We start from the raw sequence: 24261 nt of genomic DNA on the forward strand, positions 1-24261 counted from the left end.
AAGACGACAAGATTAATAAATCCTGTAACTTACATACAGAGCATGAACTTTGTTGTTTTGATTATTTTTGTTTGAATAACCCCAATGAAAATAAGAATACTATAATCTGCTTATTTAACAGAAGTGTTTTTTCCAATTTTTTACACTTGTTTTCTAACTACTTGGTCTCAAAGACTTTCCAAGCCTCTCGCCACTGTCGGATTTGTTCGATACAGGCTTGCGCCAAAAAACATTGTCCTTCTTGCGGAAACACACTGAAGGCGTAGCTTTCACCAAACAATGTAAACCGGATGGCAAAGGCATGTAGATACCCCCTATCCTCCTGCTGAGCTTGTTGCAGGTTCTGATAGCGCTCATCTCCAGCGATTGGCGCGCCAAGACTTTTGAGTGCCACGCGTATTTGATGTGTTTTTCCGGTCAGAGGTTTTACCAAGAACAGTCTTTGGTTTGGCCCAATGCTTTGACTGATAAATCTTGTTATGGCTGGGTTATCTTGCGTTGATGCCAACTTCCAACTGCCACGCCTGGCGGAGTGCATATCGCCTTTGATCCACCCTTGTTTTTTCTTGGGCTTATCCGTCGCAATCGCCAAATAGAACTTATCCATCTCCCGGTTTTCAAACAGAGTTTGAAACGTTTGTGCCGCTTCTTTAGTCAATGCAAACAACACCAGCCCCGAAGTCATCTTGTCCAAACGATGCACCGGATAAAGCCCAATTTCTCCTGAAGGTATCTCTGCCTGCAACTGTTGCTTCACCACAACCGCTAAACCGGCTTCTTCTTCTGAATGAAAGTTCATACCGGCAGGCTTATCCACCAAAACGAAGTGTTCATTTCGATAAAGCATTTGCACTCGATATGAACTGTTAGATGTTTGCTCTGGTTTGATGACTGAATCCATTGTCATGATGCTTGGCACTATTCGCTCTATTGCTATTGTGGGTAGATGCCTATTTTATCGAATACCGCTGTTTGTCAGCGTCAATTTTTTTGCCTTTTCAAATTGGCACGCTTCTTGGAATAGAGTCATTGAAATAGGATTTTTCATCCAAAAATAGTCATTTTTTTGACACAAAAAACATTTCGGACATGACGTCATACGAAAATACAAGGGGCCAGACATGAAACAGAAGTTGATGACACCAGAAGAGAAAGTACATTCCTGCTTGGAATACATTGATGAGCGCTTGGAAAACACTTCCGAGCAAACACTGCACATTGCAGAAACCATTATCGATGATATCAAATCACTCTCTAGCAGCTATAAAGACGCTATTGAAAGCCACCGCCTTCGCGAGCATGCCGACAAGGTTCACGATACCCAAATGAAATGGGTCAACCAATTGCACGATATTATCTTGGATCAAACCAATCGTGAGTTGAACAATCAAGTCATTCAGGCATTACAAAATTTCGTCAATAACCTGAACAAAAAGCAAATGAAGCATTTGGACTTTGAGCTACCCAAAGCGGTTGATTATCAATTCAAAAACGGTAGAACCCCTGCCAAAACACCGACGCTACCGTTTAAAAACCTGATGCATACCCGAAACAATAACCCAACAAAACACTAATTTTATTTTTCATCATTACCCTTTTCCCAACTGGTAGATTTTACTTTCCCCTTGTTTTCAAACAAAAATCTGCCAGGTTGGGTATTTTTTAACACCAGCCAAACTTCTTTCACACTTCAAATAGTGACAAATTTACGCCTTACTGCATACAATAGAGTCCAACTACAGTTGAATGACCTATGAGCAAAACGGAACCCTCTATCAAAGAAATGACTCAAGAACTGCTCTCGCAGATTGAAATCAAATCCTTTTCCTCTATTGATCAGATTCCTGCCGATCAGTGGAATGCTCTAGTACCAAATCATTACCCTTTTATCCTGCACGAATACCTCAACGCACTGGAAACCCATGAATGTGTTGGCGAGAAATATGGCTGGATTCCCTGCCACCTCGGTATTTTTCATCAGGACACACTCATCGCAGCCATGCCTTTGTACGAAAAATATAACAACTATGGCGAATTCGTTTTCGACCAAGCGTGGGAAAGCGCCTGGAAACAAGTCGGGTTGGATTACTATCCCAAATTGGTCAGTGCCATGCCTTACACCCCGGCGCGAGGGCCAAGGTTCCTTACAACAGACAATCATCCGGACATCCCTGTCGAACAACAACGCAAGCTTTTGCTCAATGCCATGAAGTCTCTTTGCACAAACTATGAGTTAAGCGGCGCGCATATTCTGTTTGCCAATGCCGAACAACAAAACTGGCTGGAGTCTTTACCGGATGAAGGTCACCTGCTTTTCCGCTTCGGTACACAGTTCCACTGGATTAATCAGCGCTATGAAAGTTTTGATGATTTTCTCGCACAACTGACCGCCAAAAAACGCAAAAATATCAAACAAGAACGTCGCGCCATTCAGGAATCTGGCGTCACCTTCCGCATACTGGACGGCCACACTGCCACAGAAACTGATTGGGCGAACTTCAGTTATTTCTACGATAAGACCTTTATTGAAAAATGGAGCACGCCGACCCTCAACAAAGACTTCTTTATTGACGTCGCACAAAAACTGCCGGACACCATTGTGTTGGTGCTTGCAGATTTGGATGGACAATGTATTGCCGGCGCCTTGATGTTCCAATCTGACGACACGCTGTATGGACGTCACTGGGGCGCCATCAAAGACGTCAAACACCTGCATTTTGAAACCTGTTTCTATCAAGGCATTGAATACGCTATTGAAAAAGGCCTAAAGATTTTTGAGCCCGGCGCAGGCGGTGAGCATAAGATCGCGCGCGGATTTATTCCCGTGCCGATTCACTCTACCCACTGGCTAAGGGTGAATCCGTTTGCAGAAGGTATTGACCATTTTATCGAACAGGAAAAGGCCGCCATCAACGGCTATATGGATGAGTGTGCAGACATGAGTCCTTACAAGGTCAACCCAGAAATAGACTAGGGTTTCTCACCCCCTAAAACAACAAAACCCAACCTGGCAGATTTTCTCGCCTTACCCCTTCGGGCGGCGAGTGCTTCGTTTCATGAAAATCTGCCAGGTTGGGTTTAGGCTTAAAACAAATTTTGTTTTAAATTCAGAAGCGAATTATGGCTTACATTTGTAAATATCAAATGTCATGGTGCCATCTTTCAACGGGCTAGTGGCAACGATAGAATCCCCACCCATTGAAGCCGCTGTATTTCTAGCTAAATCCGCTAGTTCCTTCTTCATGGTTTCAGGATCACGTTTGATAATACCGATCTTATCCGCAACATTCGTTGTGGTTGAGCCGACTTTTTTACAATCCTTCACATTGAAATCTTTCACCAAGGTCACTTGAGCACCCTCTTTTGTGGTTTGCACAAATGAACACGCTGACAAAGACACTACTGCGGCCACAACCGCTGAAAACAACAATCTTCTCTTCATAAACTTCTCCAACTTTAATTAAAACTACTCTGGACGCTTACCGTTTGGATTCGGTCGCATCGTCAACAATTCTTCAACTTCATGCTGAGTATAGCCACGCTCAAAAGCAAACTGCGCCAACTGGCGCGCCCGATCGTGCAACGCATCTATCTCTACACCGTTTTCAATCGCCTCTTCCAACCACTCGGACAACAAGTCTATTGTCCCGGCTTCCGACTCATTACCGTCGGCATCCACGCCTTCTTCCTTCAAGCGCTTCAGATTCAAATCAAAAGCATCCAGCAGTTGCTTGGCTTTCAAACGGTATTTAATATTCAACACTTCACTCATAGCCGACGCCTTATTCTTATTATGGATAACGTCTTACCTCTAACCCTCTTTGTGCGAGTGCCACAAAACAAGGTTACCCTAAGTTTGGCTTAAAAACATGCAGAGTTCAATATGCATTTTATATGGGTCAAGCATTGTATAAAGAGTAATGACTATCCTATCATTACACTATGACAATTCATTTACGATGCGAATCATGGCAAATAACGCCTCAGACATCCTAAACGGCATCAAAGCCGTTTTCCTCGATTTAAGCGGTGTGCTCTACGAAGGACATCGGCTGATTGAAGGTGCCGTCGAAACTGTGCAATGGCTGCGTCAGCAAGGCTATGTTTTGCGCTTTGTCACCAATACCGCCACCAAATCGCACCACATGATTTTTGATGAATTGATTGCGCTGGGTTTCCATCTTGAAGAATACGAGCTATTCACCGCGCCGCAAGCTGCCAAGAACTATATTATCGAGCACCAGCTTAAGCCCTATTGCATCCTGCACCCCAACCTTATGCCCGAGTTTGCAGAGCTGCAATCCGACACCCCAAATTGCGTACTGCTAGGCGATGCGCAAGATGAACTCAACTACGGCAACCTCAACAAAGCTTTTCGTTTGATAGAAGACGGCTGCCCGCTGATCGGCATAGGCAAAAACAAATACTTCATGAGTCATGACGGCTTAAAACTGGATGCCGGTGTGTTCATCCACGCGTTGGAATGGGCAAGCGGAACCGAAGCCATTATTATGGGCAAACCCGACCACCACTTCTTTCACGAAGTGGTCGCTTCAACAAATTTCAAACCGGAAGAATGCCTGATGATAGGCGATGATGTCATTGGTGATGTCAAAGGCGCCATTGATGCCGGATTAAAGGCTTGTTTGGTGCAAACAGGGAAATTTAAAGACAGCGATTTAATTCACCTGCCGGCAAAAACTGTCTTAATTGACAGTATCCGTTCGCTCAGCAAAGCTACCTTCTAATCAGACTTATCTGTTTGATCGAAAATCACAACATAACCGTTCAAGTTCATCATGATACTCTTGAATTTTAGGAGGTTCTTCAAAGGTTATAGTTCCATTTATCGGACTCAAATCACCTTTATCTCTCCTGGAAACGGTCAACAGAACCTCCAGCATTTGATGAAAAGCATCACGTATTACAGTTGCCCACCCAGATTGAATTTGATGCACAAATTCGAAGCCGTCAGGCACTTGAATAGTCCTGCCTTCTATTTCAAATTCATATAAATTTGTATATAAATCTTTAATTAAGTCAGCAACCCTAATAACATCCGTATAGTTAACTTCTCGCCCTTCGTCTGGATGAATAGCTTGAACAAGATCTGAAATTAGTAATGTTTTAGATACCTCAACCATTTTTATAAGGTTCTCGGGTCTAGTGACAAGCCATTGCATATATTCTTCTATATCCATCACCCTAGATATTTTTATATGAACTCTGTTATTAAGAACATCATCTAAAGCTTGATCTATAAATTCTATTCTTTCCCTTAATAACTCATAGGCTAATGCATATTCCCAAAATGGCTTTTTGACTCTTACAATTTTATGAACTTGAATACTCTCGTTCTCTAATCCGAGTGGAATATGACGCTTATATTCCAAAAAACTATGCACAACAGCTACTAAAAACGATACAGCCAAAATCCCCAACAGAACAATATGGCTATTTAGAGAAATCTTTGGATAAAAAAAGTTCAATACCTCAACCGTTAACCATAAAACACTGAACCATGATAATAAATACAAGGAAATTTTTTTCCACTGCTGTTTTATAAACTCAATTAGTTTTTGGTACCAAGTTAAATAAGACAGGCTGCCTTGTTTTCTATTTATTAAATCGTAACCTTCTTCATTTTCCATACGTATATCATTTACCGTAAATACACAAAACATACATCTTATTTTATATAGTCTGCGTTAGTATGCTTTCAAGAAATGATGTCATACAAATTCGCCCAAAGAGATATTTATTCGCAAGAAATTTAGTATAAACTTTTCCTATTTAAGGATTAAGCTAGTTTTCTATTCAATAAATAGCACTACAAAACTTTTTGGTTATAATGAAACTCTTATTTTCAACTAGCACTAGAACTTAGAAAAAAACTACACAATGAAAGCAACCCTAACAAAACTATTCTCTCCTATCCTAAAGCTATTTGAAAAAGGCGAGGAACCGGAACACTATCAACCTTCTCACCGAAAAATCCTATTGATTATGGGCATACTATTCTTAGGGTTGGCAGGTGTTTCTTTGTATTTCACTTTCCGCACAGATCAAATGGCGGCATTATTACCAACTTTGATTTTTGCAGGTGTTGGCTTGATTTGCGCCATTGTCGGCTTCTTGGGCAGTGATAAGGCGGTTTCAAATATCTGGCGTAGTGCGCGTTAGGGGATTGTTGTTCTAGCGGATCAACGCGCGAATCCAATGGGTGTTATGCCCGAGATCGGGCAATAGCATAGACAAGGGACGGATAATTCTGTCTTCTTCGCGCAAACTTCGCCAGCGAATTGTCGGTGGCAAGGTTTCCACCGCCAACTTGGAGACCAACGCAATACCCAGCCCGACCCGCACCGCTTCTTTAATGGACTCGGTGCTGTAAAGTTCAATAACGGGTTCTATTTCCAAATCCAGCCGCTGTTTAAAGGCAAGCTCAATCATCTCTCGCGTTCCTGACCCCTGCTCCCGCATGATTAGCGGATAGTCATAGAGTGATTCCAGCGTAATCTCTTCCACCTCTGCCAAAGGGTGTTTTTCAGGCATAATCAAAATCAACTCGTCCTGTTTCCAAGCGGTTGGATAGTAACCTGTGTTTTTGATGCCATGCACGCGCCCTTCTACAAAGGCGGCATCCAAACTCGTCAAATTGTGCAAAATCTTTTGGGTATTGCCGACCAGTACATTAACCTTAATCGCGGGATAATCCTTATGGAACTGGGCAATCAAAGTCGGCAGCGCATAGTTGGCAATGGTGGTCGAAGCGCCAACCTTTAAGGTGACGACCTGATCGTATTCCATCTGTAGTCGGAAAGTCTCAGCATCTATCAACAACTTTGCCTGACGTTGCGCGTAGGGTAATAAAGATTTCCCCAGCTCGGTTAACTCAATACCCATGCCTTTGCGTTCATACAAAGGTTGCGTAAACGACTCCTGTAAAGCTTTCAGCTGACCGGAAACGGCGGGTTGCGAGCGGTGCAAGGCTTCTGCTGCCAGAGAAATGTTCTTCAACTCGGCAACCTTGGCAAAGGTTTGAAGGTGGCTGGCTTTAATCATCAGAATTTCCGATAGTTTATATAAATAAATAGGATTTTATTATATATAGACTTTTCTAAAATAACACCTAAATCAATCCCAACTTAATCTATTCAATATTTAGGAGCGTTATTATGTTTGCTACCGCCACCCTTCGGGGTCAAACCTTAAACGGTATTTTGCTGGTCGCTTTGTTTGCGATTGCCGCTCATGCCATTTCTCAAACCAGCATCATTACCAGCTTGGGCTTAAGCCCGCTGATTGTCGGAATTCTTCTGGGTGCCATTTACGGCAATACACTACACCAGCATATTCCGATGGAATGGCACGCTGGTATTCATTTCTCAGCGAGAAAAATTCTGCGTTTGGCGATTATCCTTTACGGGTTTTCCATCACATTACAGGAAGTTGCTTCTATCGGTTGGCAAGGCATTTTACTTGCCGCTATCGTGGTCGCGACCATCTTATCGGTAGGCTATGTGATTGGTACCAAAGTCCTTAAAATGGAACCGGAAACCGCGCTACTGACGTCTGCCGGCAGTGGTATCTGCGGTGCAGCAGCGGTATTGGCAATGGAGCCTGTCACCAAAGCACAAGGTCACCAAACGGCTGTTGCGGTTGCAACGGTGGTGGTTTTCGGTACGCTGGCGATGTTCTTGTATCCTCTGTTGGATAGCCTGCATCTTTTCCAACTGGGTACTGAAGCCAAAGGCTTGTATTTTGGCAGTACCATCCATGAAGTGGCACAAGTGGTGGGGGCTTCCAGTATTTTGCCAAGTCATGCGCAGGATTATGCGGTGATTGAGAAAATGACTCGCGTGTTGATGATTGTGCCTGCCATTTTGGTGGTTGGCTGGTTTATGTCTCGCAGACAGTCTGCCGGGCAAGCCGGAAAGTCATCACTGGTTGCTTCCATTCCTTGGTTTGCGGTTGGGTTTCTTGCGGTCACAGCGTTCAACTCTTTAAACCTATTGCCGCATGACATCGTCAATTCGATTCATGGAATCGATACGTTCCTGCTGACGATGGCAATGGTGGCTTTGGGGATGGAAACCCAAGTGAGCAAAATGAAACAGGTTGGGTCAAGTGCCTTTATTCTGGCAGGCATCTTGTTCCTGATACTAATGGTTGGCGGCTACTTCTTGGTTAAATTGATGATTGTTTAATCAATCCCACGCCAAAAACAACAAACCCACCTTTCGGTGGGTTTTGTTTTTTTACTTGGCATTCAACTTACCTTGAAATCACACTATTGATAGACAGTGGCAAACCATTGAAAGAGATACCCATTGCGTGACCGTTTTTACTGGCACGCATATGCAAATGCGGCTCAAGGGAGTTACCCGAGTTACCGACTTGTGCGATGGGGTCTCCCTCCAACACCAACTGCTTGGGTGCCACTTGAATACTACCTTGTTTCAAATGCGCTAACAGCAACTCTCCCCCATCACATTCGATAACAACGTTGTTGCCCTCTGGCATGGAAGGGTTTGGATGCATTGGTTCGTTATCAACAATTCCGTTATGCACTGACACCACCTTACCGCTACAGGGGCTATACACGGTTTCGCCATAGATGTTGTAACCGTTCAGATCACTTGGTGCCAGACTGGATGCCCTATTGCCCAAAATATTCAGTTTAACGATGTCCATCGCTTTGTATAAACCTCCAAGCGTATGGAAAGGATTGGTGACAAAGCTATCACCGCCTTGTAGCACATAGTAGCGCCCAGACTTGAGTGGGAAATCAATATTCAGAGTGTTGTCCGACGGGTAGCGAGACAAGATTGCGATAATGCTTAATGTCATGAACATCAAAAAAAACAGCAACCGACGCCAGAGAAACCACCTTGGTATTGGTGGTGTCAGGTTCGACTTCGGAAATGCCCAATATCATTTTGAGGTAAGAGTAAACGACGGCAACCGCAAATACCGCGACCAGCAAATAGCGCAAATAATAACTGGAGTAAACCCAAGGACTGGTCAAATAGACAAACAGCATGACACTGCTCGTCGCCAATAACAGCGCAATCCAGTTCACCCAATTATGGCGATGCGCTCCATATATCCAAAAAGTCGCTATTGCCGCTAACAGCAAAGGATAAAGTGCAAATAAGTAGGGAAGAACAACATCCATGAGAGACTCCCTGCCAGACGTTTTTAACCTGGCTAAACTTAAAAATGAGGTTCTACTATATTACATCAATCGCTCAACGTCACCCTACATAAAAATTCTGTAAGCATTTGAAAAACATCACTCTTTCAGCTCTGCTTTCGGCTTTACAAACAATACGAAGATGATTGCCAATGGCCCGAACAGAAGCGCCATCACCACCCAAAATACGACATCGGCACCTTTCTTATTGGCGATAAAATAAACAATAACCATCGACACCAAGGTGATAACAATCAATAGCATCATCATAACAATGTTTCCTGAAAAAACACTGGCTAAACCTTGCCTTGCAGATAACGTTTGCGCTCAGGCTCTTCAAAGCGTTCAATGGCGTAGCGCAGCATGGTTCTCGGCATATTTGGGTAATGCTGTTTCAAAAAAGCTTTCAAAACCTGCTCATCTCGTTTGCCGACTTCTCTAAGCATCCAGCCCACTGCCTTATGCATCAAATCCTCTTTGTCTTGCAGAAGCATTTCGGCAAGTTTCAAAGTATCATCAAACTGGTTGTTACGGATAAAATGAAAGGTCGAAACAATGGCAATACGTCTTTCCCAGAGCATTGACGAGATAGCCCAATCATAGAGCAATGTCTTCTCACGCTCCAATAAGTAAGCTCCCACGACATAAGGCGCGGAAGCATCCACCAAGTCCCAGTTGTTGATACGGGCTGTATGCGACTTGTAGAGTTGAAAAATAGCTTCCTGCTCGTCTGCATCCGCTTTCTTGTAACGCTCCGCCAACAGCAACAATGCAAATAAACGGATTTCATGAATGTGGGATTTTAGAAGTGGCGGCACTTCCTCTAAATCCAGCGCAAAAAATTGTTTTACCTGCTGACGTAACACAGGCACACGAATACCGATAAACACATCACCTTCACCATACTCGCCCTTGCCCGTTTTAAAGAAACGCTGAGCGTGCTCCGCCATCTCGGCGTTTCCCAAGCTCACAAGCCTTTGATTAATGATGTCTGCGTTCATTCTATGTTTCTTTCTCCATGGCTTGGTAGTGTTGAGATGATAAAAAACCTTACATCCTCTTGCGTCTGGTGACTGCGTTGATGTTTCATGCCTGCTTGAATATGTATCCCTTCGCTAGCATGAAGTGCGTAGAAAGTAGACTCAACCTCTACTCTAGCCTGATTGATTGATTTTAAACAGCATGACACGTTTTATTTGTTTGCTTTAATTATTTGCTCTAAGTGCCGCTTCATAACCCAAACCCGCCCAATAGCAGAGGGTATCGAGATCATCGATCACCTCTTCGGGAACCGTATAGTAGGACAAATAACAGGTCTTGCCTTGGCGCAGATAGGAAAACTTCTCCAACCCTTTTTCTTCAAACAAGGCACGGTTTTCATCATCGACCTTAACGTAAAGTTCTCCTGAGATGATGAGCGCAAACATCAAATCACCGCAAAAAATGCCATGCCCGCCGAACATACGTTTTGCCGTCGCCGGACAAAACAACTGAAGGTTATCTATGATATGGTCAACAAAATCATCGCGCTTCTTCATAACCCAACCTGGTAGATTTTTGTTTATTTTGCCTTGTTCTTCGCCAGCCATTTATCCAATTGGTTGGCGAATGCCTGTCTGTCTTTTTGGTTGAACGCATCCGGCCCGCCAGTTTGAATACCACTGGAGCGAAGGGTTTCCATAAAGTCGCGCATATTGAGGCGTGCGCGGATATTGCTTTCCGTATACAGCTCACCCCGAGGGTTCAATGCTAATGCGCCTTTTGCAATAACTTCTGATGCCAGCGGAATATCCTGCGTGACCACCAAATCGCCTTGTTGACACTCTTTAACAATCCAGTTATCGGCAACATCAAACCCTTGAGTCACTTGCCGAAAGTCCACCCACTTTGAAGCAGGAATGCGCATGGCATGGTTGGCAACCAAAGTCACCTGTGTTTGCGTGCGGTTTGCCGCCTTGAAAAGAATTTCTTTAATCACCACGGGACAGGCATCGGCATCTACCCAGATTTGTTTCATTCGGTATTTCTCATTACTTGAAGGTTAAATGGCAAAGTACTCTTTGATTCCCGCTAGAACGTTAGAGACCGCCATGGCGGCCAGAATCATCCCCATCACCCGGCTGACGATACTGGCGCCACCATTGCCAATAAAGCGGTGAACCCAGGTCGCCAATAGCATCAACACCAGCACAACCAATAGCACCGCTAAAATCATCAAAGAAGTTTGTACTTGTTCAAACAGGTTGTAGCGGTTGTTTTCAGTCATGAGAACCGCCGCTAAAATGGCTCCCGGACTGGCGATAGATGGTACCGCAAGCGGGAAAATTGCCGTTTCATTGGCGTTTGCAGCCATCTTGATTTCTTCTTCCGGCTTGCTTTCGCCAAAGATCATCGTCAGGGCAAATAGAAACAGGATGATGCCTCCCGCTATCTGAAAGGCGGACAAGGGAATATTGATGGCATTGAGGATTATCTCGCCTGCGGCGACGAAGAAAATCAAAATGATTGCCGAAACGAATGTCGCCTGAAAAGCGATTTTTCGTTTGATCTTTTCTTCATAGTGGCTGGTGACAGAAATAAATACTGGCACGGTTCCAATGGGGTCTATTACCGCAAAAAAGAAAATAAAAGTCGCCAATAATTCGTTCATAACCATCCAACATGAATTCGTTTCAACCATCCTAAGTGAGGATGACTTTGGGGTCAATGCCCTCGCCAAGGCAGTGCCACAATAAAGCATAAAAAAACCCGCCGGATAATCTTATCGGGCGGGTTCTCTAAGTGGTCTTTAAAAGCGTCGCTTAAACAAAGACTTAGTCAATACGACATGGCTCTTTCAGTGTCACCGTCATATTTTCATCAGAAGGAATAACCATGGGGTAACCTGCCGCTTGCCAACCACCCATGCCACCAACCAAGTTAGTGACGTTGCTGAAGCCCATCTCATTCAAGGTTTTGGTCGCCAATGCTGCGCGCCCACCAGATAAACACACTACTAACCAAGCATCATCACGTGCGTCGCGCAATGCAGGATTCGCACCCGGGTAGTTTAAATCCGCCGCAGGTTCCAGCACGCCTCTCGGTACATTGATAGCCCCTTCGATTGCGCCTGCCAGATATTCACCTGGCTCACGAACGTCCAATACCTTAATACCCTTTTCCACCAACGCGTGCCCTTCTTCTGCGGACACTTCGTTAATCTGCTGTTTGGCTTCTTCGATATAATCCATTAAACCTTTCAAAAGTTTTCTCCTTTTATCATTAATTTTTTATTGATACTTGCTTAAGATTGCGTGCTTTTCAATAATGCCATGCGAATGCCGGTAACCACCAAAGTGATGCCTGCGGCTTTATTGATGAGGTTCACTACCCATGCCTTCATACGTTGCTTGGCAAGCTGTGCGCCCATGTGGCTGAATACGCTATAAACCAAAATATCTGCAACCACACCAGTGATCCCCATTACAAAAAGTTGTAACGCAATCGGTTTGCTTGGGTCGATAAATTGAGGCAATAAGGCAGAGAAGTACATCAAGGCTTTGGGGTTTGACAGTTGCACCACCAACCCTTGTCTGTAGAGTTTTAAGGAACTGGAGCTCACTGGCGCTTCGTGAATGCGTATCGCACCGGATTTACTGAACAATGCGGTAATACCTAGATACAGCAGATAGATCACTCCGACCCACTTGATAATATTGAATAGCACACTGGAAGCGACAATCAGAGAGGCAATTCCCGTGGCGGACAACAGGAAGAAAATCGCGTCCGCGCTCGCCACACCCAGAACGCCCACCAATGCTCTCGGTGCGGTATTTGAAGCACCCTGTGCAGCGACCGTAATGGCGCTTGGCCCCGGCACCATAATCAACATCACTGTTGTCACGAAAAAGATTGAATAAAGTCCAATATCCACGTTTTGTCTTTCCAAATATAAATGGATTCAATGCTTTTAAATGGGCATGAATAATAGTGCGTTAGTATAAACCATCTTCCAGTGAACGCCACGCCTTATCTTGTCAATAAGGCGTGAATACGTGCTTTCAACTCAGGTAAGACCTCCTGCTCAAACCAAGGGTTTTTGGTTAGCCATAGATTGTTTCTCGGGCTAGGGTGAGGTAAAGGAATTTTGTCCGGCCAATAGACTTGCCAGTTTTTGATTCTGTCGGTCAAGGATAGTCCATCATTACCAAAGTGGTAATCATGAGCATAACGCCCTACCACTAACGTCAGTTCAAGCTTTGTCATTTGTGACAAAAGCTGTTCTCGCCAAGCAGGCGCACACTCAGGTCTAGGTGGCAAGTCACCGTTTTTGCCTTTGCCCGGGTAGCAAAAACCCATGGGCAAAATGGCGATGGCTGTCTCGTCATAAAACACTTCTCTGCCAATGCCCATCCAGTCACGCAATCTGTCTCCACTGGCATCATTGAACGGAATGCCGGTTTCATGTACTTTGCGTCCCGGCGCTTGTCCGGCAATCAGGATTTTCGCATCCGGATGAAACTGCAATACGGGTCGAGGCGTATGCGGTAACACATCCTTGCATATCTGGCACTGTCTCACGCGTTGCAGTAAAGGTGTTTCAAACATTATCTTGCGACTCTCCAATGGCTTCTCTGTCGTATTCGCTATAATGGAAACAACTCAACCTATAAAGTATCGACTATGTTACAGCAAGACCGCTCCCGTAAACCATTTTCATCCTCGAGTGAAGAAAACAAACACGTGATTCTTGAGGCGATCTCGCCCCTGCTGACAACGCGTTCAACCGTCTTGGAAATCGCCAGCGGCACCGGGCAGCATGCCGTGCATTTTGCCGCGGAAATGCCACATCTGATTTGGCAAACGTCTGATCTAATGGAATCTCATAATGGCATTCAACAGTGGATTGCCGATGCCGAACTCGCCAATGTGTTGCCACCACTTTGTCTGAATGTATCAGAAGATGCATGGCCAAGTAAAAGTTACGATGCAGTGTTCACCGCCAACAGTTTTCATATCATGGCGCACAAAAATGTAGAGGATTTCTTTGCCAGTATTTCATCCGTATTGAATGAAAACGGCATCATCATGATTTATGGGCCGTTCAATTATAACGGACAGTACACCAGCGACAGCAATGCACGATTTGATGTTTGGCTAAAACAGCGTAACCCGGAAAGTTGTATCAAGGATTTTGAATGGTGTGATGGCTTGGCGAAAGATGCCGGTTTAAAGCTGAAAGCGGATATTGAAATGCCGCAGAACAACCGTATTCTGATTTGGCAACATAAGCCTTAAAAAAACAAAAGCCACCGTTAAAGGTGGCTTTGCATCATAATCGGCAAATAAAAAATCGGTTAGACGTACTTTGCTTCGCCCTTGGTTGCCAATAACATCCAATCTTCTTTTTCCAACACTTCCAATTGGTCATCGGCCAATGCCGCCGTGGTGCGATCTCCTTCATCGTCAGCGGTTTCTGCGAGGGTTCTGTAACTGTCAATCAAATGCTTCAGCATCTTCTCAACATACGCCAATACTGCTTTTTCATCAAAAACCTTATCGTTCAATGGCGCCAATGTCGAAGCGGCTTTCAACTCATCCACGTTCAAAAGCGGCATCGCCCCTTTTTGCAGTAAACGTTCTGCGGCGTCGTCATACATTTCCGACATACGTTCATAGTAACCTTCCGTCATTTCGTGCATGGCTTTAAATCGTGGCCCTTGCACCAGCCAGTGAATTTGATGGAGTTGAAGATAATAGGCGTGGGCGTTGGCTTGAATGGTTTTAAGTTGAGTGATGACTGACATGTTGTTTCTCCTGATGTTTTTAACCCAATAAGAACAGTTCTTATATTTGCAAAAAACCACCCCAATAGCAAGAAAGGAGTATGGACAGAGAACGAATATTTATTAATCGCCTCAATAGTTTATGTCTATTGATAAAAAAAGGGGGATGGCCGGTTCATCCTAAACACAGCTCCATCCCCCCAACCTGGTAGATTTTTCAGTTTTTCAAAACAGAAAACTCTACAGGAACTCAGTCAGGCCAAACGCGTCGGTTTGACCCCATCGGTTTAATGGTTTCAGACGCTTGCTCAGCTTTTGGTGCGGGCTTTGCAGTTGTTCTCGTAGCGGTTGATTTTGCTGCAGGCGCTCTTCGGGTAGTTGGTTTTGCTGCTGTTGTTTTTGGTGTAGCTGTTGTTGCCTTTTCTTCGTCTGCCGCTTTGTTTTCGGTTTGCGCGGTCTTAGCTCGACGTACGCTATTGGTTAGTTTTGATCCTGCTGTTTGTGTATTGCTCATAATACCTCCTCAATAATTTCATCTACTTCCTGCGCTGCCGCTGCACCTGTCTTGCCAACACAGTAAACACTCGCACCATCGACTGCCGCATTACGATAAATCGCTCTGCGACGAATACCGCCTTTCAATGCGGGAATATCAAACTCTTCCAACGCTTGCTTCATCGCATTCGACAATGCACTACGAGGTTCTAACTGATTCACCACGATATAAGGCTTCAGCGCACGGTTTTGCATCTTAGCTTGTTCAATCGCTTCAACCAAACGGATACTCGCCCACAAGTCCACTGGCGACGGCAATACCGGTATCAATATCACGTCCGATACTTTCATTGCCATTTGCATCACACCCGTTTCAAGCGTTGGCGGGCAATCAATGACCACAAAGTCATAATCCTGTGCGAAACGCTTTACTTCTGTCGCCAGGTTGCCGCCAACGCGAATCACCGATACCGGGAATAATCTGTCTTCCGGCGCAAGGCTGCACCATTGCCCGGCTGAACCTTGTGGGTCGGCATCAATCACTAAAGCTCTTCCGCGTTTGGCTAGACCTGCGGCAAAATTCATACTCAAGGTGGTTTTGCCGGTTCCCCCTTTTTGGTTGGCGATTGAAAAAATACGTGCTGGCATTCAGGCTTCCAAGTTTAGTTTGCTCGCCAGCAGCAACCGCCGGTTCGCAAAAATAATGATTAACTGCAATCTATTATATTTTTACGGGTGATTTGCAATCAGTGTTTTCTCCTATGGACTAATGACAACCCATAGACTTTGTGAATGGATAAAAAATGCGCTAACTCGGCAAGCACAAACAAAAAAGCCCGCAAAATGCGGGCTTTTGAAAAACGCTTGAATCAGGATCAAGCATCAAGCGTTTTAAGGTATGACTCGTAGTCTCCACGGTAGTCTTCAATACCGTTTTCCGTCATCACCAAAACGCGTGTCGCAATCGAGGAGACGAACTCACGGTCATGGGAAACGAAAATCACCGTTCCTGGATAGTTTTCCAATGCGATGTTCAATGACTCGATTGATTCCATATCCAAGTGGTTGGTCGGTTCATCCATAATCAACACATTTGGCTTTTGCAGCATCAGCTTACCGAACAGCATTCTGCCTTGCTCTCCCCCGGAAAGCACTTTGACCGACTTGTCGATTTCTTTTTGCGAGAATAACAAACGCCCCAAAATACCGCGAATAGCTTGCTCGTCATCGCCCGGTTGTTTCCACTGGCTCATCCAGTCCAACAGACTCAAGTCTTCAGCAAAGTCCGCCGCATGATCCTGCGCGTAATAACCGATCTTAACGTTTTCAGACCACTTCACTTCACCGGATGTCAGCTCAGTATCCCCGACCAAACATTTCAGGAAGGTGGTTTTACCGATACCGTTACCCCCGATAACCGCAAGACGTTCTTCCACTTCCAACATCATGCTGAAGTCTTTAATCACTTCATTATCGCCATCGTCGTCATGATAAGTTTTGCTTAGGTGTTCGATTTCCAATGCCAGACGGAACAGCTTTTTGTCTTGTTCAAAACGGATAAACGGGTTTACACGGCTAGAAGGCTTAACCTCTTCCAATTGAATCTTATCAATCAACTTAGCACGCGAAGTCGCTTGTTTGGCTTTAGACGCGTTGGCAGAGAAACGGCTCACGAAAGTTTTCAATTCATTGATTTGCGCTTGTTTCTTGGCGTTGTCAGACAATAGACGATCGCGCGCTTGCGTCGCCGCCACCATGTACTCGTCATAGTTGCCAGGGTAAACACGTAACTCACCATAGTCCAAATCTGCCATGTGCGTACAAACACTGTTCAAAAAGTGTCTATCATGCGAGATGATAATCATCGTACTTTTACGCTCGTTGAGTACGTTTTCCAACCAACGAATGGTGTCGATATCCAAGTTGTTTGTCGGCTCGTCAAGTAACAGAATATCTGGATCGGCAAACAGTGCCTGTGCCAACAAAACACGCAGTTTCCAACCCGGTGCGACTTCACTCATCGGCCCGAAATGTTGATCGACGGGAATCCCTACGCCCAACAACAATTCGCCCGCACGGGATTCAGCAGTGTAACCATCCATTTCCGCAAATTTCACTTCCAAATCTGCGACTTTCATGCCGTCTTCTTCAGACATTTCCGGCAAGCTGTAGATACGATCACGCTCTTGCTTCACTTCCCAAAGCTCAGGGTCGCCCATAATCACGGTATCGACCACAGTGAATTCTTCATAGGCGAACTGATCCTGCTTCAGTTTCCCTAAACGCTCATCCGGGTCAAGACTCACATTACCGGAGGTAGGTTCCAGGTCGCCCCCAAGGATTTTCATCAGGGTAGACTTTCCGCAACCATTCGCTCCAATCAAACCATAGCGATTACCTTCGCCGAACTTGACTGAGATATCTTCAAAAAGCGGTTTTTCACCAAATTGCATCGTAATGTTTGCGGTCGATAACACCTTAAAAAATCCTTATTTAACTGACGGGTCGAATGAACTTAACTGACTGAATTTCTAACCAATAAAATGAATGCGGTATTCTGACATAACTCAAAGGAAATTTGGGGCGAATACGCTAGTTTTTAGTGAGTTTTAATACAGATTTAATGGTTGAGTCAAACACCCCAACCTGGCAGATTTTATTGGAGGGTTGTCCCTACTACAAAATCAATGCGGTAATACCACTGAGATTTGCGACTGCACCAAGGCATCGCGCATTTGCATATAAGCAATCAAGAACTCAAACAACATACGCCAGAACAACTCCATGAACAAAAATGCCATGACAAAAAAGAACAGTAACCAACCCTTTTGCTTTGGCGACAATGCCTGCCAAAAAGTCTTTTTGCCCGTTTCATAAGCCGAACGAACAAAACTGTATTTTCTAACGAGCCAGACCACTAAAAACCATGCCGCCGTCGGCAGTACTACAGCGCCCAGATAGTAAAAAATAATCAAGGCATCAATGCTGATAAAACGTTTAAATGTGAGAAAATCCATCATCTTGTCGTCTCGCCTCTAAAGCTCAAAAACCCATTCTACCCCAATACTGGGTTTTACCCTTCTGCAAAAACACAAAAGCCCGCAAATGCGGGCTTTTGTCGAGCAAAAAGTCAAATGTTTAGCTTAAGACGCAATGCCCAATAACTCAACTTCAAAAACCAAGGTTTGATAAGGCCCGATTGCGCCACTTGAACCTTGCTCACCATACGCCAAATCGTAAGGGATTGTCAGACGCCATTTTGAACCAACCGGCATCAGTTGTAAGGCTTCTGTCCAACCGGCAATCACTCGGTTCACTGGGAATTCCGCTGGTTGACCACGTTCAACTGAGCTGTCGAAAACCGTACCGTCAATCAATGTCCCGTGATAGTGCGTAGAAACCACAGAATCCGCTTTAGGTTTTTCACCATTGCCTTCCACCAGAATTTCATATTGAAGACCGGATTCAAGAACCACGACATTGTCTTTTTTAGCGTTTTCCATCAAGAAGGCTTCCCCTTCTGCCGCAGCTTCTTTGGCTTTTTCAGCTTGCTTTGCCATCATCACATCATTGATTTCCTGGAAAGCATCTTGCATAGCAGCTTGGTCGATTGGGTTTGCTTTACCACTTAGCGTATCCATCAAACCTTGCGCCATGGCTTCGGCATTCAAACCATCAAACGGATCTGCCGCCAACTGATCACCAAACTGACGCCCTAATGTATAACTCACAATATCTGCAGAAGAAGTATAAGACATAATTTCACTACTCAATCAATTCAAAAGAGGCGTAGCTTAACATAGTTTTACCCACTTTTTTCGGGTTTGACCCGCTCAAATAAAGGCATAAAAAAACCGCCAGGTTGGGGTAGCATGGCGGTTTTATTTGGAACTTTCAGTACTTTGACGCTAAGCAAGCTGGGAATAGCTTTCCTTCAAGCTGATATAAAGTTCATCGCCGGAAAAGGTCGTCATGCGCTCAATAATCTCAAACATCACCACATTATCTTCCTTACCATTCCACACCTTAATATAAGTGCCTTCTTTGTAGCCATGGTCTTGGCGGAATTTATTCAATACGTTCTTCGCCATGTAGATTTGGTACAACTGTTCAAACTCAAGTTCGGCAACCTGACAAGACCTGAAGAAGGTCACTGCGAGTGCGGACAGATAGCTGTCTGTCACTTGCGTTTTTATCAACGCCTTTGCCATCATCGCCTCGTGAACCTGTACTTGTATAATAACCGACAAGTCTTTTAGCTTTTCGTCATCGCTCGACTCATAAGCTTTGTTCAGAATATCTGCGGCTTCGTCCTTACTGAAATTTTCCAACGCCAAACTCAATAAAAAATGCCAAATATCCACCAACTCGACACGGACGTTTTCCATATCGGTGGTCGCATCAACACTCTTCCAGTGTTTCCAAGGATAACTGTCGATCAACTCCGCCGTTTCCATCACGATGCAGCGTCGCCAATCAATCACTTTACCGAGCGCGGTTTTACCACTGCGCCAGTCTGCTCCGTTCGTCATTTCATTCAATGCCGCCTGCATTGAAAGCATTTCATTAATCTCGTTAAGTTTATTCATCGTCAATTACCAATCCCTTGATGAGGTTGAATTTACCAAATGCTCGTCAATCAAGGTGACTGCAAACTTCTCATCAAACTCGCCATGACCGATATCATCAATCCACTCAGGGTTGCTAAACCCGCCATAAGCATCCGGCTCATAAAACGCAAAACCGACTTTATATTCGTCACTCATGCGAGCAAACATCAGAACCAACTTTTTGCTGTTTTGCTTGTTCTTGATCTCACAGGTATTGTTGTCGTTTTTCTGAAAAACGATTTCCGCCGCCTCATTCTGTGTCAAATAAGCATCAATGGCCGATTGAACCGTGGCATATAAATCATCATAATTTTCAATCACGTTGTTTCTCCAATTTTTTCAAAGATTCTACCCTAAATGATGCTTTCCGACGAATTTTGAATTGTTATCTTAATCCGCCCGCCATCCTAAACGAGTCAATGATTTCCCCCCTTGCACCCCAACCTGGCAGATTTTGTCGGTATTTTGTATTTATCTTGTCATTTGGGCTGAGCTTTCTGACATTTATGTGCGTAATGCTTTATAATTCAACGGCATCTCTCCTAATTCACCATTCCTGTTTTACCAGCCTACCCGCTATTGATTCGTACCTATGAGGATTTCTATGTCATTTTCGCAACTTGGATTGTCTGCTCCGATCGTTAAAGCGGTTACCGAGCTTGGTTATGACACACCTACTGAAATCCAGCAACAGGCGATTCCGGTTACTTTGTCGGGCAAGGATCTCATGGCGGCAGCGCAGACTGGAACGGGAAAAACTGCCAGTTTTGTGTTGCCTTTGCTGGAAAAACTCACTGCGTTTGATGCTATCCGTGGGCGCTCCATCCGCGCACTTATCCTTGCACCAACACGCGAACTGGCGGTGCAGGTTGAGAAAAATATCGTGGATTACGCCAAGCACTTGAACCTAAGTTCATTGGTGGTTTATGGCGGTACCGATTTAGAGCCGCAAAAGCAGCGTCTGTTGCAAGGTGTCGATTTATTGGTGGCGACACCGGGTAGATTGCTGGACTTGGCGTATCAACGCGCCCTGTTCTTTGATGACTTGAAATTTCTGGTTTTGGATGAAGCCGACAGAATGCTCGACATGGGCTTTATTGATGACATCAATAAAATCATCGACCGTTTGCCGCTTAATCGTCAAAGCCTGCTGTTTTCTGCCACACTGACGGATGATGTACGTTATCTTGCCGACACGGTTTCCCATAGTGCCGTCGAAATCTCGGTTTCGCCTCAAACCAAAGCGGCTCCGAAAATCAATCAATGGTTGGTGACGGTGGATAAAGATACCAAGTCCGCACTACTGAGCCATTTGATTAACGAACATCACTGGGATCAGGCACTGATTTTTGTTGAGAAAAAACACTCCGCCGCCAAACTCGTCGAACAGCTTGGCAAGCGAGGCATTGTTGCAGACTCCATCCACAGCGGTAGAAGTCAGGCAATGCGAGAACAGGTTTTGTCCGACTTCAAATCCGGCAAACTCAAATATTTGATTGCCACCGGCATTGCTGCCCGTGGTATTGATATAAACAACCTCAGCCGCGTAGTGAACTACGATCTGCCTTATCCGGCTGAAGAATACATTCACCGCATCGGTCGTACAGGTAGAGCCGGTGCCACAGGCGAAGCCATCTCTCTGGTATCGAAAGATGACTTCAAGAACCTCTGCGCCATTGAAAGCTTATTGGGGCACCTTATTCAACGTATAGAAATCGAAGGCTTTCCGGTCAAAAAGACCGTCCCCATTTCGATTCTGAATTATCAACCTAAAAATAAAACACAACATAAAAGATAGGTTGAACCCCACAAACAAAAGCGCTCATATAACGACCGCTGACTTAAAATTTAATATCGAGAAAAAATGAAATTTACCGAACTTGGCTTAAATGCCCAAATTACACAAGCCATTGCCAACACTGGCTATACGACACCAACCCCTATTCAGGCACAGGCAATTCCTGCTGTCTTAGAAGGACACGATGTCATGGCCGCCGCCCAAACAGGTACAGGCAAAACCGCGGCCTTTACGTTGCCCTTGCTTGAAAACCTTTCTAAAGGACCTAAAGCAAAATCCAACCAAGCGCGTGCGCTGATTTTAACGCCAACAAGAGAGTTGGCGCTGCAAGTCAGCGAGAGTGTTGAAACCTACGGCAAAGAGCTCACACTGACCTCTACAGTGGTTTACGGTGGCGTGAAGATCAATCCACAAATGCAACGCCTGCGCAAAGGCGCAGATATTTTGGTTGCCACGCCCGGCAGACTGCTTGACCTTTATCAGCAAAACGCCGTGCGTTTCGATCACTTGGAAGTACTCATCTTGGACGAAGCCGACCGTATGTTGGATATGGGCTTTATTCGCGACATCAAAAAGATACTAACCTTACTGCCTAAAAAGCGCCAAAACCTCCTGTTTTCAGCCACCTTCTCCAATGAGATTAGAGCGTTGGCAAAAGGCTTGGTTCACAATCCTGTCGAGATTTCGGTTACCCCGAAAAACTCTACCGCAGAAACCGTTAAACAGAAAATCTACCCTGTTGATAAGGCGCAAAAAACCAAACTACTGATTCAGCTCATTAAAGACCATGCCTGGTATCAAGTGCTGGTCTTTACCCGCACCAAACACGGTGCTAACCGACTTGCCACGCAGTTGGATAAAAGCGGCATCAAAGCCGACGCTATCCATGGCAATAAAAGCCAAAGTGCGCGTGTTCGTGCCTTAAATGGATTTAAAGAAAACAAATTGCAGGTGCTGGTGGCTACAGACATCGCCGCACGCGGTATTGATATTGATCTGTTACCCCACGTGGTGAACTTCGATTTACCGAATGTGTCGGAAGATTACGTGCACCGTATCGGCAGAACAGGTCGTGCTGGCGAGAGTGGTGAAGCCATTTCTCTAGTGTGTGCTGAAGAGTTCAGCGAATTGGTCGGCATTGAAAACCTGATTAATCAAATTCTACCAAGGGAAATCGTTGCTGGTTTTGAGCCGAAGAACCCATTGGGAGAATCCAAAATCGGTCTCAAACCGAAGAAACCCAAAAAGCCTAAAAAACCGAAAGTGTTTGAAGACAAGCACACAGGCAAAGCACCCGCTGCGCCAAGAAGAGGTCAAAACAAACCTAACGCAGGCAAACCAACGGGCAACGACTCCCCTTACCGCAAAAGCTCTAAGCCGAATCAGTCTGGCCGCAGCCGCAAACCAGCGAATACGCAAAACGCCGGCAAACAAAGCTAAATCCACTTTTACCGGGGTATTTCGGCTGTTTAAGTCTTGTACCCCAACCTGGTAGATTTTAAGCGGCTGAAGCACTTGCTTCAGTCATGCTTCGGTGGATTCTTGCCAAGTGAACCAAGCTGGTCAGCTTGACCAGCGGCTTAATCAAAAACTGGGCACTACCGACAATAAACAACCAAGTACCGCTTTCCATCAATGAGTTGTTCAAGAAAAAGAAACTACCAACCAAAAACCAAATTGCTATCAGCAAATCATTCAGTGCGCCAATCGCTTCATAGCGGCGCTGAATAATCAAATGATGGTTCCATAGCTTGATGTCGAATTCTTGAGTACCTTGTGACATTATTTCCTCTTTCAGTTTCTGATGTATTCAACATTAGAACAAGAAAGCCTGCCAGATAAAACCTTTGAGCAAGGAATCTTAAGGTTCATTCCAGAATAGGATTCGGAATCGCAACGCTTGAAACTGTGTCACTTCCTTTGCAAGCTGATTTTTCCGCAAAACGATTTCTATAAAAAAACAGTCATAGTTTTTCAAGTAAACAGGTACGAGATTATCTTAGGATAGTCCGGTTAGCTATTTTTACTTTTAACTGGAAATGAGGGATTATTAAATGGCGCAGAAAATACAAAAATTTGGTTCTATCGGTGCAAGTGGCAAAGAAGCCCTGAAAAAAGCCATTATCCTGAGTATTCCGCTCTTTGTTCTTAACTTCATTATCGTTTCTCATGTGATTAACGATATCGGGTTGCCTTACTTCCTATCTCATTTCAAAGTGGCTTTCTATATGCTGTTCAATACCGCAGCGGATGTGATTACGTTTTACATTGTCTTGATGCAGTTCCACAAAATCGAGCACCACAAACTTCAGCTAGGTTAAGACGGTTCTACTTAAGCAAGTAATTTTTCAGAACTTTATTGATACCAGTCGACAACCTGAATCAGGCTATCGA

The 24261-nt window shown here is 44.7% G+C and carries 33 protein-coding genes; 9 read left to right on the forward strand and 24 right to left on the reverse strand.

Annotated elements, in window-relative coordinates; genetic code table 11:
• Nucleotides 1-157: 157 nt before the first annotated feature.
• Nucleotides 158-907 (reverse strand): TIGR01621 family pseudouridine synthase, encoded by a 750-nt coding sequence (locus tag F8R13_RS03620; protein WP_253806314.1) that lies wholly within the window; start codon nt 905-907, stop codon nt 158-160.
• Nucleotides 908-1121: 214 nt separating this feature from the next.
• On the opposite strand from F8R13_RS03620, the gene F8R13_RS03625 reads away from it, so the two are divergent.
• Both F8R13_RS03625 and F8R13_RS03630 read left to right on the forward strand, forming a co-directional pair.
• Nucleotides 1122-1574: a hypothetical protein gene (locus F8R13_RS03625; protein ID WP_152831931.1), complete on the forward strand. Its 453-nt coding sequence runs from the start codon at nt 1122-1124 to the stop codon at nt 1572-1574.
• A 179-nt stretch (nt 1575-1753) separates the two neighbouring features.
• Nucleotides 1754-2974 carry a GNAT family N-acetyltransferase gene (locus F8R13_RS03630; protein ID WP_253806315.1) on the forward strand — a complete coding sequence of 407 codons (1221 nt, stop codon included), beginning with the start codon at nt 1754-1756 and terminating at the stop codon, nt 2972-2974.
• 144 nt (nt 2975-3118) lie between these two features.
• On the opposite strand, the gene F8R13_RS03635 is transcribed toward F8R13_RS03630, so the two are convergent.
• On the reverse strand, nt 3119-3442 hold the full coding sequence (locus tag F8R13_RS03635) for a DUF4156 domain-containing protein (protein WP_152831932.1): 324 nt from the start codon (nt 3440-3442) through the stop codon (nt 3119-3121).
• A gap of 24 nt (nt 3443-3466) precedes the next feature.
• Nucleotides 3467-3772, reverse strand: coding sequence for a hypothetical protein (locus tag F8R13_RS03640; RefSeq protein WP_152831933.1), 306 nt, complete (start codon nt 3770-3772; stop codon nt 3467-3469).
• 196 nt (nt 3773-3968) lie between these two features.
• Here F8R13_RS03640 and F8R13_RS03645 point away from each other — a divergent pair, with 196 nt between their 5' ends.
• A complete protein-coding gene (locus F8R13_RS03645) occupies nt 3969-4748 on the forward strand; it encodes a TIGR01458 family HAD-type hydrolase (protein ID WP_152831934.1) in 780 nt (259 codons plus the stop codon).
• 6 nt (nt 4749-4754) lie between these two features.
• On the opposite strand, the gene F8R13_RS03650 is transcribed toward F8R13_RS03645, so the two are convergent.
• Entirely contained in the window at nt 4755-5651 is an 897-nt protein-coding gene (locus tag F8R13_RS03650) for a hypothetical protein (RefSeq protein ID WP_152831935.1), read from the reverse strand.
• Nucleotides 5652-5901: 250 nt separating this feature from the next.
• Between F8R13_RS03650 and F8R13_RS03655 the strand changes: the two genes are divergently transcribed.
• Nucleotides 5902-6183 carry a hypothetical protein gene (locus F8R13_RS03655; protein ID WP_152831936.1) on the forward strand — a complete coding sequence of 94 codons (282 nt, stop codon included), beginning with the start codon at nt 5902-5904 and terminating at the stop codon, nt 6181-6183.
• A 12-nt stretch (nt 6184-6195) separates the two neighbouring features.
• Here the strand turns inward: F8R13_RS03655 and F8R13_RS03660 are convergent, their stop codons facing one another.
• Nucleotides 6196-7065 carry a LysR family transcriptional regulator gene (locus F8R13_RS03660; RefSeq protein ID WP_152831937.1) on the reverse strand — a complete coding sequence of 290 codons (870 nt, stop codon included), beginning with the start codon at nt 7063-7065 and terminating at the stop codon, nt 6196-6198.
• 113 nt (nt 7066-7178) lie between these two features.
• Here F8R13_RS03660 and F8R13_RS03665 point away from each other — a divergent pair, with 113 nt between their 5' ends.
• Nucleotides 7179-8210 (forward strand): YeiH family protein, encoded by a 1032-nt coding sequence (locus tag F8R13_RS03665; protein WP_152831938.1) that lies wholly within the window; start codon nt 7179-7181, stop codon nt 8208-8210.
• Nucleotides 8211-8277: 67 nt separating this feature from the next.
• Here F8R13_RS03665 and F8R13_RS03670 read toward each other — a convergent pair whose 3' ends face one another.
• The 10 genes from F8R13_RS03670 to F8R13_RS03710 form a co-directional block, all read right to left on the reverse strand.
• Nucleotides 8278-8853 (reverse strand): M23 family metallopeptidase, encoded by a 576-nt coding sequence (locus tag F8R13_RS03670; protein ID WP_172967680.1) that lies wholly within the window; start codon nt 8851-8853, stop codon nt 8278-8280.
• Nucleotides 8792-9181, reverse strand: a complete 390-nt coding sequence (locus F8R13_RS03675) for a hypothetical protein (protein WP_152831940.1) — start codon at nt 9179-9181, stop codon at nt 8792-8794. Before F8R13_RS03675 ends, F8R13_RS03670 begins: the two co-directional genes overlap by 62 nt.
• 117 nt (nt 9182-9298) lie before the next feature.
• Complete coding sequence (locus F8R13_RS11440; protein WP_172967681.1) at nt 9299-9469, reverse strand: hypothetical protein; 171 nt, start codon at nt 9467-9469, stop codon at nt 9299-9301.
• A 26-nt stretch (nt 9470-9495) separates the two neighbouring features.
• Nucleotides 9496-10200, reverse strand: coding sequence for a DNA alkylation repair protein (locus F8R13_RS03680; RefSeq protein ID WP_152831941.1), 705 nt, complete (start codon nt 10198-10200; stop codon nt 9496-9498).
• 204 nt (nt 10201-10404) lie between these two features.
• The gene (locus F8R13_RS03685; RefSeq protein ID WP_152831942.1) at nt 10405-10737 is read right to left on the reverse strand and encodes a TfoX/Sxy family protein; all 333 of its coding nucleotides are present in this window, start codon (nt 10735-10737) and stop codon (nt 10405-10407) included.
• A gap of 23 nt (nt 10738-10760) precedes the next feature.
• Nucleotides 10761-11216 carry a YaiI/YqxD family protein gene (locus F8R13_RS03690; protein WP_152831943.1) on the reverse strand — a complete coding sequence of 152 codons (456 nt, stop codon included), beginning with the start codon at nt 11214-11216 and terminating at the stop codon, nt 10761-10763.
• A 24-nt stretch (nt 11217-11240) separates the two neighbouring features.
• Nucleotides 11241-11849 carry a MarC family protein gene (locus F8R13_RS03695; RefSeq protein WP_152831944.1) on the reverse strand — a complete coding sequence of 203 codons (609 nt, stop codon included), beginning with the start codon at nt 11847-11849 and terminating at the stop codon, nt 11241-11243.
• A 163-nt stretch (nt 11850-12012) separates the two neighbouring features.
• On the reverse strand, nt 12013-12441 hold the full coding sequence (locus F8R13_RS03700) for a rhodanese-like domain-containing protein (protein ID WP_216642581.1): 429 nt from the start codon (nt 12439-12441) through the stop codon (nt 12013-12015).
• A gap of 41 nt (nt 12442-12482) precedes the next feature.
• Nucleotides 12483-13112, reverse strand: coding sequence for a LysE family translocator (locus F8R13_RS03705; protein ID WP_371414886.1), 630 nt, complete (start codon nt 13110-13112; stop codon nt 12483-12485).
• 95 nt (nt 13113-13207) lie between these two features.
• Nucleotides 13208-13786: a uracil-DNA glycosylase family protein gene (locus tag F8R13_RS03710; protein ID WP_152831945.1), complete on the reverse strand. Its 579-nt coding sequence runs from the start codon at nt 13784-13786 to the stop codon at nt 13208-13210.
• A gap of 75 nt (nt 13787-13861) precedes the next feature.
• On the opposite strand from F8R13_RS03710, the gene F8R13_RS03715 reads away from it, so the two are divergent.
• Nucleotides 13862-14476, forward strand: a complete 615-nt coding sequence (locus tag F8R13_RS03715) for a DUF938 domain-containing protein (protein ID WP_152831946.1) — start codon at nt 13862-13864, stop codon at nt 14474-14476.
• Between the two features lie 59 nt (nt 14477-14535).
• On the opposite strand, the gene F8R13_RS03720 is transcribed toward F8R13_RS03715, so the two are convergent.
• From F8R13_RS03720 to F8R13_RS03755, 8 genes are all read right to left on the reverse strand, one after another.
• A complete protein-coding gene (locus tag F8R13_RS03720) occupies nt 14536-14985 on the reverse strand; it encodes a DNA starvation/stationary phase protection protein (RefSeq protein WP_152831947.1) in 450 nt (149 codons plus the stop codon).
• 229 nt (nt 14986-15214) lie between these two features.
• The gene (locus F8R13_RS11550; RefSeq protein WP_216642582.1) at nt 15215-15478 is read right to left on the reverse strand and encodes a hypothetical protein; all 264 of its coding nucleotides are present in this window, start codon (nt 15476-15478) and stop codon (nt 15215-15217) included.
• Nucleotides 15475-16107, reverse strand: a complete 633-nt coding sequence (gene parA, locus F8R13_RS03730) for a ParA family partition ATPase (protein ID WP_152831948.1) — start codon at nt 16105-16107, stop codon at nt 15475-15477. Before parA ends, F8R13_RS11550 begins: the two co-directional genes overlap by 4 nt.
• 227 nt (nt 16108-16334) lie before the next feature.
• On the reverse strand, nt 16335-17936 hold the full coding sequence (locus F8R13_RS03735) for an ABC-F family ATPase (protein WP_371414887.1): 1602 nt from the start codon (nt 17934-17936) through the stop codon (nt 16335-16337).
• Nucleotides 17937-18143: 207 nt separating this feature from the next.
• On the reverse strand, nt 18144-18479 hold the full coding sequence (locus F8R13_RS03740; RefSeq protein ID WP_152831949.1) for a DUF4282 domain-containing protein: 336 nt from the start codon (nt 18477-18479) through the stop codon (nt 18144-18146).
• Between the two features lie 123 nt (nt 18480-18602).
• Nucleotides 18603-19217 (reverse strand): FKBP-type peptidyl-prolyl cis-trans isomerase, encoded by a 615-nt coding sequence (locus tag F8R13_RS03745; protein WP_152831950.1) that lies wholly within the window; start codon nt 19215-19217, stop codon nt 18603-18605.
• 150 nt (nt 19218-19367) lie between these two features.
• Entirely contained in the window at nt 19368-20048 is a 681-nt protein-coding gene (locus tag F8R13_RS03750) for a dUTP diphosphatase (RefSeq protein ID WP_152831951.1), read from the reverse strand.
• Nucleotides 20049-20054: 6 nt separating this feature from the next.
• Nucleotides 20055-20390, reverse strand: coding sequence for a hypothetical protein (locus F8R13_RS03755; RefSeq protein ID WP_152831952.1), 336 nt, complete (start codon nt 20388-20390; stop codon nt 20055-20057).
• A gap of 283 nt (nt 20391-20673) precedes the next feature.
• Between F8R13_RS03755 and F8R13_RS03760 the strand changes: the two genes are divergently transcribed.
• Both F8R13_RS03760 and F8R13_RS03765 read left to right on the forward strand, forming a co-directional pair.
• Entirely contained in the window at nt 20674-21867 is a 1194-nt protein-coding gene (locus F8R13_RS03760; RefSeq protein WP_152831953.1) for a DEAD/DEAH box helicase, read from the forward strand.
• Between the two features lie 66 nt (nt 21868-21933).
• Nucleotides 21934-23307 carry a DEAD/DEAH box helicase gene (locus F8R13_RS03765; protein WP_152831954.1) on the forward strand — a complete coding sequence of 458 codons (1374 nt, stop codon included), beginning with the start codon at nt 21934-21936 and terminating at the stop codon, nt 23305-23307.
• A 58-nt stretch (nt 23308-23365) separates the two neighbouring features.
• On the opposite strand, the gene F8R13_RS03770 is transcribed toward F8R13_RS03765, so the two are convergent.
• Nucleotides 23366-23650, reverse strand: coding sequence for a YrhK family protein (locus tag F8R13_RS03770; protein WP_152831955.1), 285 nt, complete (start codon nt 23648-23650; stop codon nt 23366-23368).
• A gap of 271 nt (nt 23651-23921) precedes the next feature.
• Here F8R13_RS03770 and F8R13_RS03775 point away from each other — a divergent pair, with 271 nt between their 5' ends.
• Nucleotides 23922-24188: a hypothetical protein gene (locus tag F8R13_RS03775; RefSeq protein ID WP_152831956.1), complete on the forward strand. Its 267-nt coding sequence runs from the start codon at nt 23922-23924 to the stop codon at nt 24186-24188.
• Nucleotides 24189-24261 lie beyond the last annotated feature (73 nt).

This window comes from Hydrogenovibrio sp. JE_KL2 (assembly GCF_009296185.1).
In the GTDB taxonomy this organism is placed as follows: domain Bacteria; phylum Pseudomonadota; class Gammaproteobacteria; order Thiomicrospirales; family Thiomicrospiraceae; genus Hydrogenovibrio.

Coding starts and splice junctions, on each gene's coding strand:
- F8R13_RS03620 (WP_253806314.1), bottom strand. CDS start 907: ATGACAATGGATTCAGTCATCAAACCAGAGCAAACATCTAACAGTTCA.
- F8R13_RS03625 (WP_152831931.1), top strand. CDS start 1,122: ATGAAACAGAAGTTGATGACACCAGAAGAGAAAGTACATTCCTGCTTG.
- F8R13_RS03630 (WP_253806315.1), top strand. CDS start 1,754: ATGAGCAAAACGGAACCCTCTATCAAAGAAATGACTCAAGAACTGCTC.
- F8R13_RS03635 (WP_152831932.1), bottom strand. CDS start 3,442: ATGAAGAGAAGATTGTTGTTTTCAGCGGTTGTGGCCGCAGTAGTGTCT.
- F8R13_RS03640 (WP_152831933.1), bottom strand. CDS start 3,772: ATGAGTGAAGTGTTGAATATTAAATACCGTTTGAAAGCCAAGCAACTG.
- F8R13_RS03645 (WP_152831934.1), top strand. CDS start 3,969: ATGGCAAATAACGCCTCAGACATCCTAAACGGCATCAAAGCCGTTTTC.
- F8R13_RS03650 (WP_152831935.1), bottom strand. CDS start 5,651: ATGGAAAATGAAGAAGGTTACGATTTAATAAATAGAAAACAAGGCAGC.
- F8R13_RS03655 (WP_152831936.1), top strand. CDS start 5,902: ATGAAAGCAACCCTAACAAAACTATTCTCTCCTATCCTAAAGCTATTT.
- F8R13_RS03660 (WP_152831937.1), bottom strand. CDS start 7,065: ATGATTAAAGCCAGCCACCTTCAAACCTTTGCCAAGGTTGCCGAGTTG.
- F8R13_RS03665 (WP_152831938.1), top strand. CDS start 7,179: ATGTTTGCTACCGCCACCCTTCGGGGTCAAACCTTAAACGGTATTTTG.
- F8R13_RS03670 (WP_172967680.1), bottom strand. CDS start 8,853: ATGACATTAAGCATTATCGCAATCTTGTCTCGCTACCCGTCGGACAAC.
- F8R13_RS03675 (WP_152831940.1), bottom strand. CDS start 9,181: ATGGATGTTGTTCTTCCCTACTTATTTGCACTTTATCCTTTGCTGTTA.
- F8R13_RS11440 (WP_172967681.1), bottom strand. CDS start 9,469: ATGATGATGCTATTGATTGTTATCACCTTGGTGTCGATGGTTATTGTT.
- F8R13_RS03680 (WP_152831941.1), bottom strand. CDS start 10,200: ATGAACGCAGACATCATTAATCAAAGGCTTGTGAGCTTGGGAAACGCC.
- F8R13_RS03685 (WP_152831942.1), bottom strand. CDS start 10,737: ATGAAGAAGCGCGATGATTTTGTTGACCATATCATAGATAACCTTCAG.
- F8R13_RS03690 (WP_152831943.1), bottom strand. CDS start 11,216: ATGAAACAAATCTGGGTAGATGCCGATGCCTGTCCCGTGGTGATTAAA.
- F8R13_RS03695 (WP_152831944.1), bottom strand. CDS start 11,849: ATGAACGAATTATTGGCGACTTTTATTTTCTTTTTTGCGGTAATAGAC.
- F8R13_RS03710 (WP_152831945.1), bottom strand. CDS start 13,786: ATGTTTGAAACACCTTTACTGCAACGCGTGAGACAGTGCCAGATATGC.
- F8R13_RS03715 (WP_152831946.1), top strand. CDS start 13,862: ATGTTACAGCAAGACCGCTCCCGTAAACCATTTTCATCCTCGAGTGAA.
- F8R13_RS03720 (WP_152831947.1), bottom strand. CDS start 14,985: ATGTCAGTCATCACTCAACTTAAAACCATTCAAGCCAACGCCCACGCC.
- F8R13_RS11550 (WP_216642582.1), bottom strand. CDS start 15,478: ATGAGCAATACACAAACAGCAGGATCAAAACTAACCAATAGCGTACGT.
- parA (WP_152831948.1), bottom strand. CDS start 16,107: ATGCCAGCACGTATTTTTTCAATCGCCAACCAAAAAGGGGGAACCGGC.
- F8R13_RS03740 (WP_152831949.1), bottom strand. CDS start 18,479: ATGATGGATTTTCTCACATTTAAACGTTTTATCAGCATTGATGCCTTG.
- F8R13_RS03745 (WP_152831950.1), bottom strand. CDS start 19,217: ATGTCTTATACTTCTTCTGCAGATATTGTGAGTTATACATTAGGGCGT.
- F8R13_RS03750 (WP_152831951.1), bottom strand. CDS start 20,048: ATGAATAAACTTAACGAGATTAATGAAATGCTTTCAATGCAGGCGGCA.
- F8R13_RS03760 (WP_152831953.1), top strand. CDS start 20,674: ATGTCATTTTCGCAACTTGGATTGTCTGCTCCGATCGTTAAAGCGGTT.
- F8R13_RS03765 (WP_152831954.1), top strand. CDS start 21,934: ATGAAATTTACCGAACTTGGCTTAAATGCCCAAATTACACAAGCCATT.
- F8R13_RS03770 (WP_152831955.1), bottom strand. CDS start 23,650: ATGTCACAAGGTACTCAAGAATTCGACATCAAGCTATGGAACCATCAT.
- F8R13_RS03775 (WP_152831956.1), top strand. CDS start 23,922: ATGGCGCAGAAAATACAAAAATTTGGTTCTATCGGTGCAAGTGGCAAA.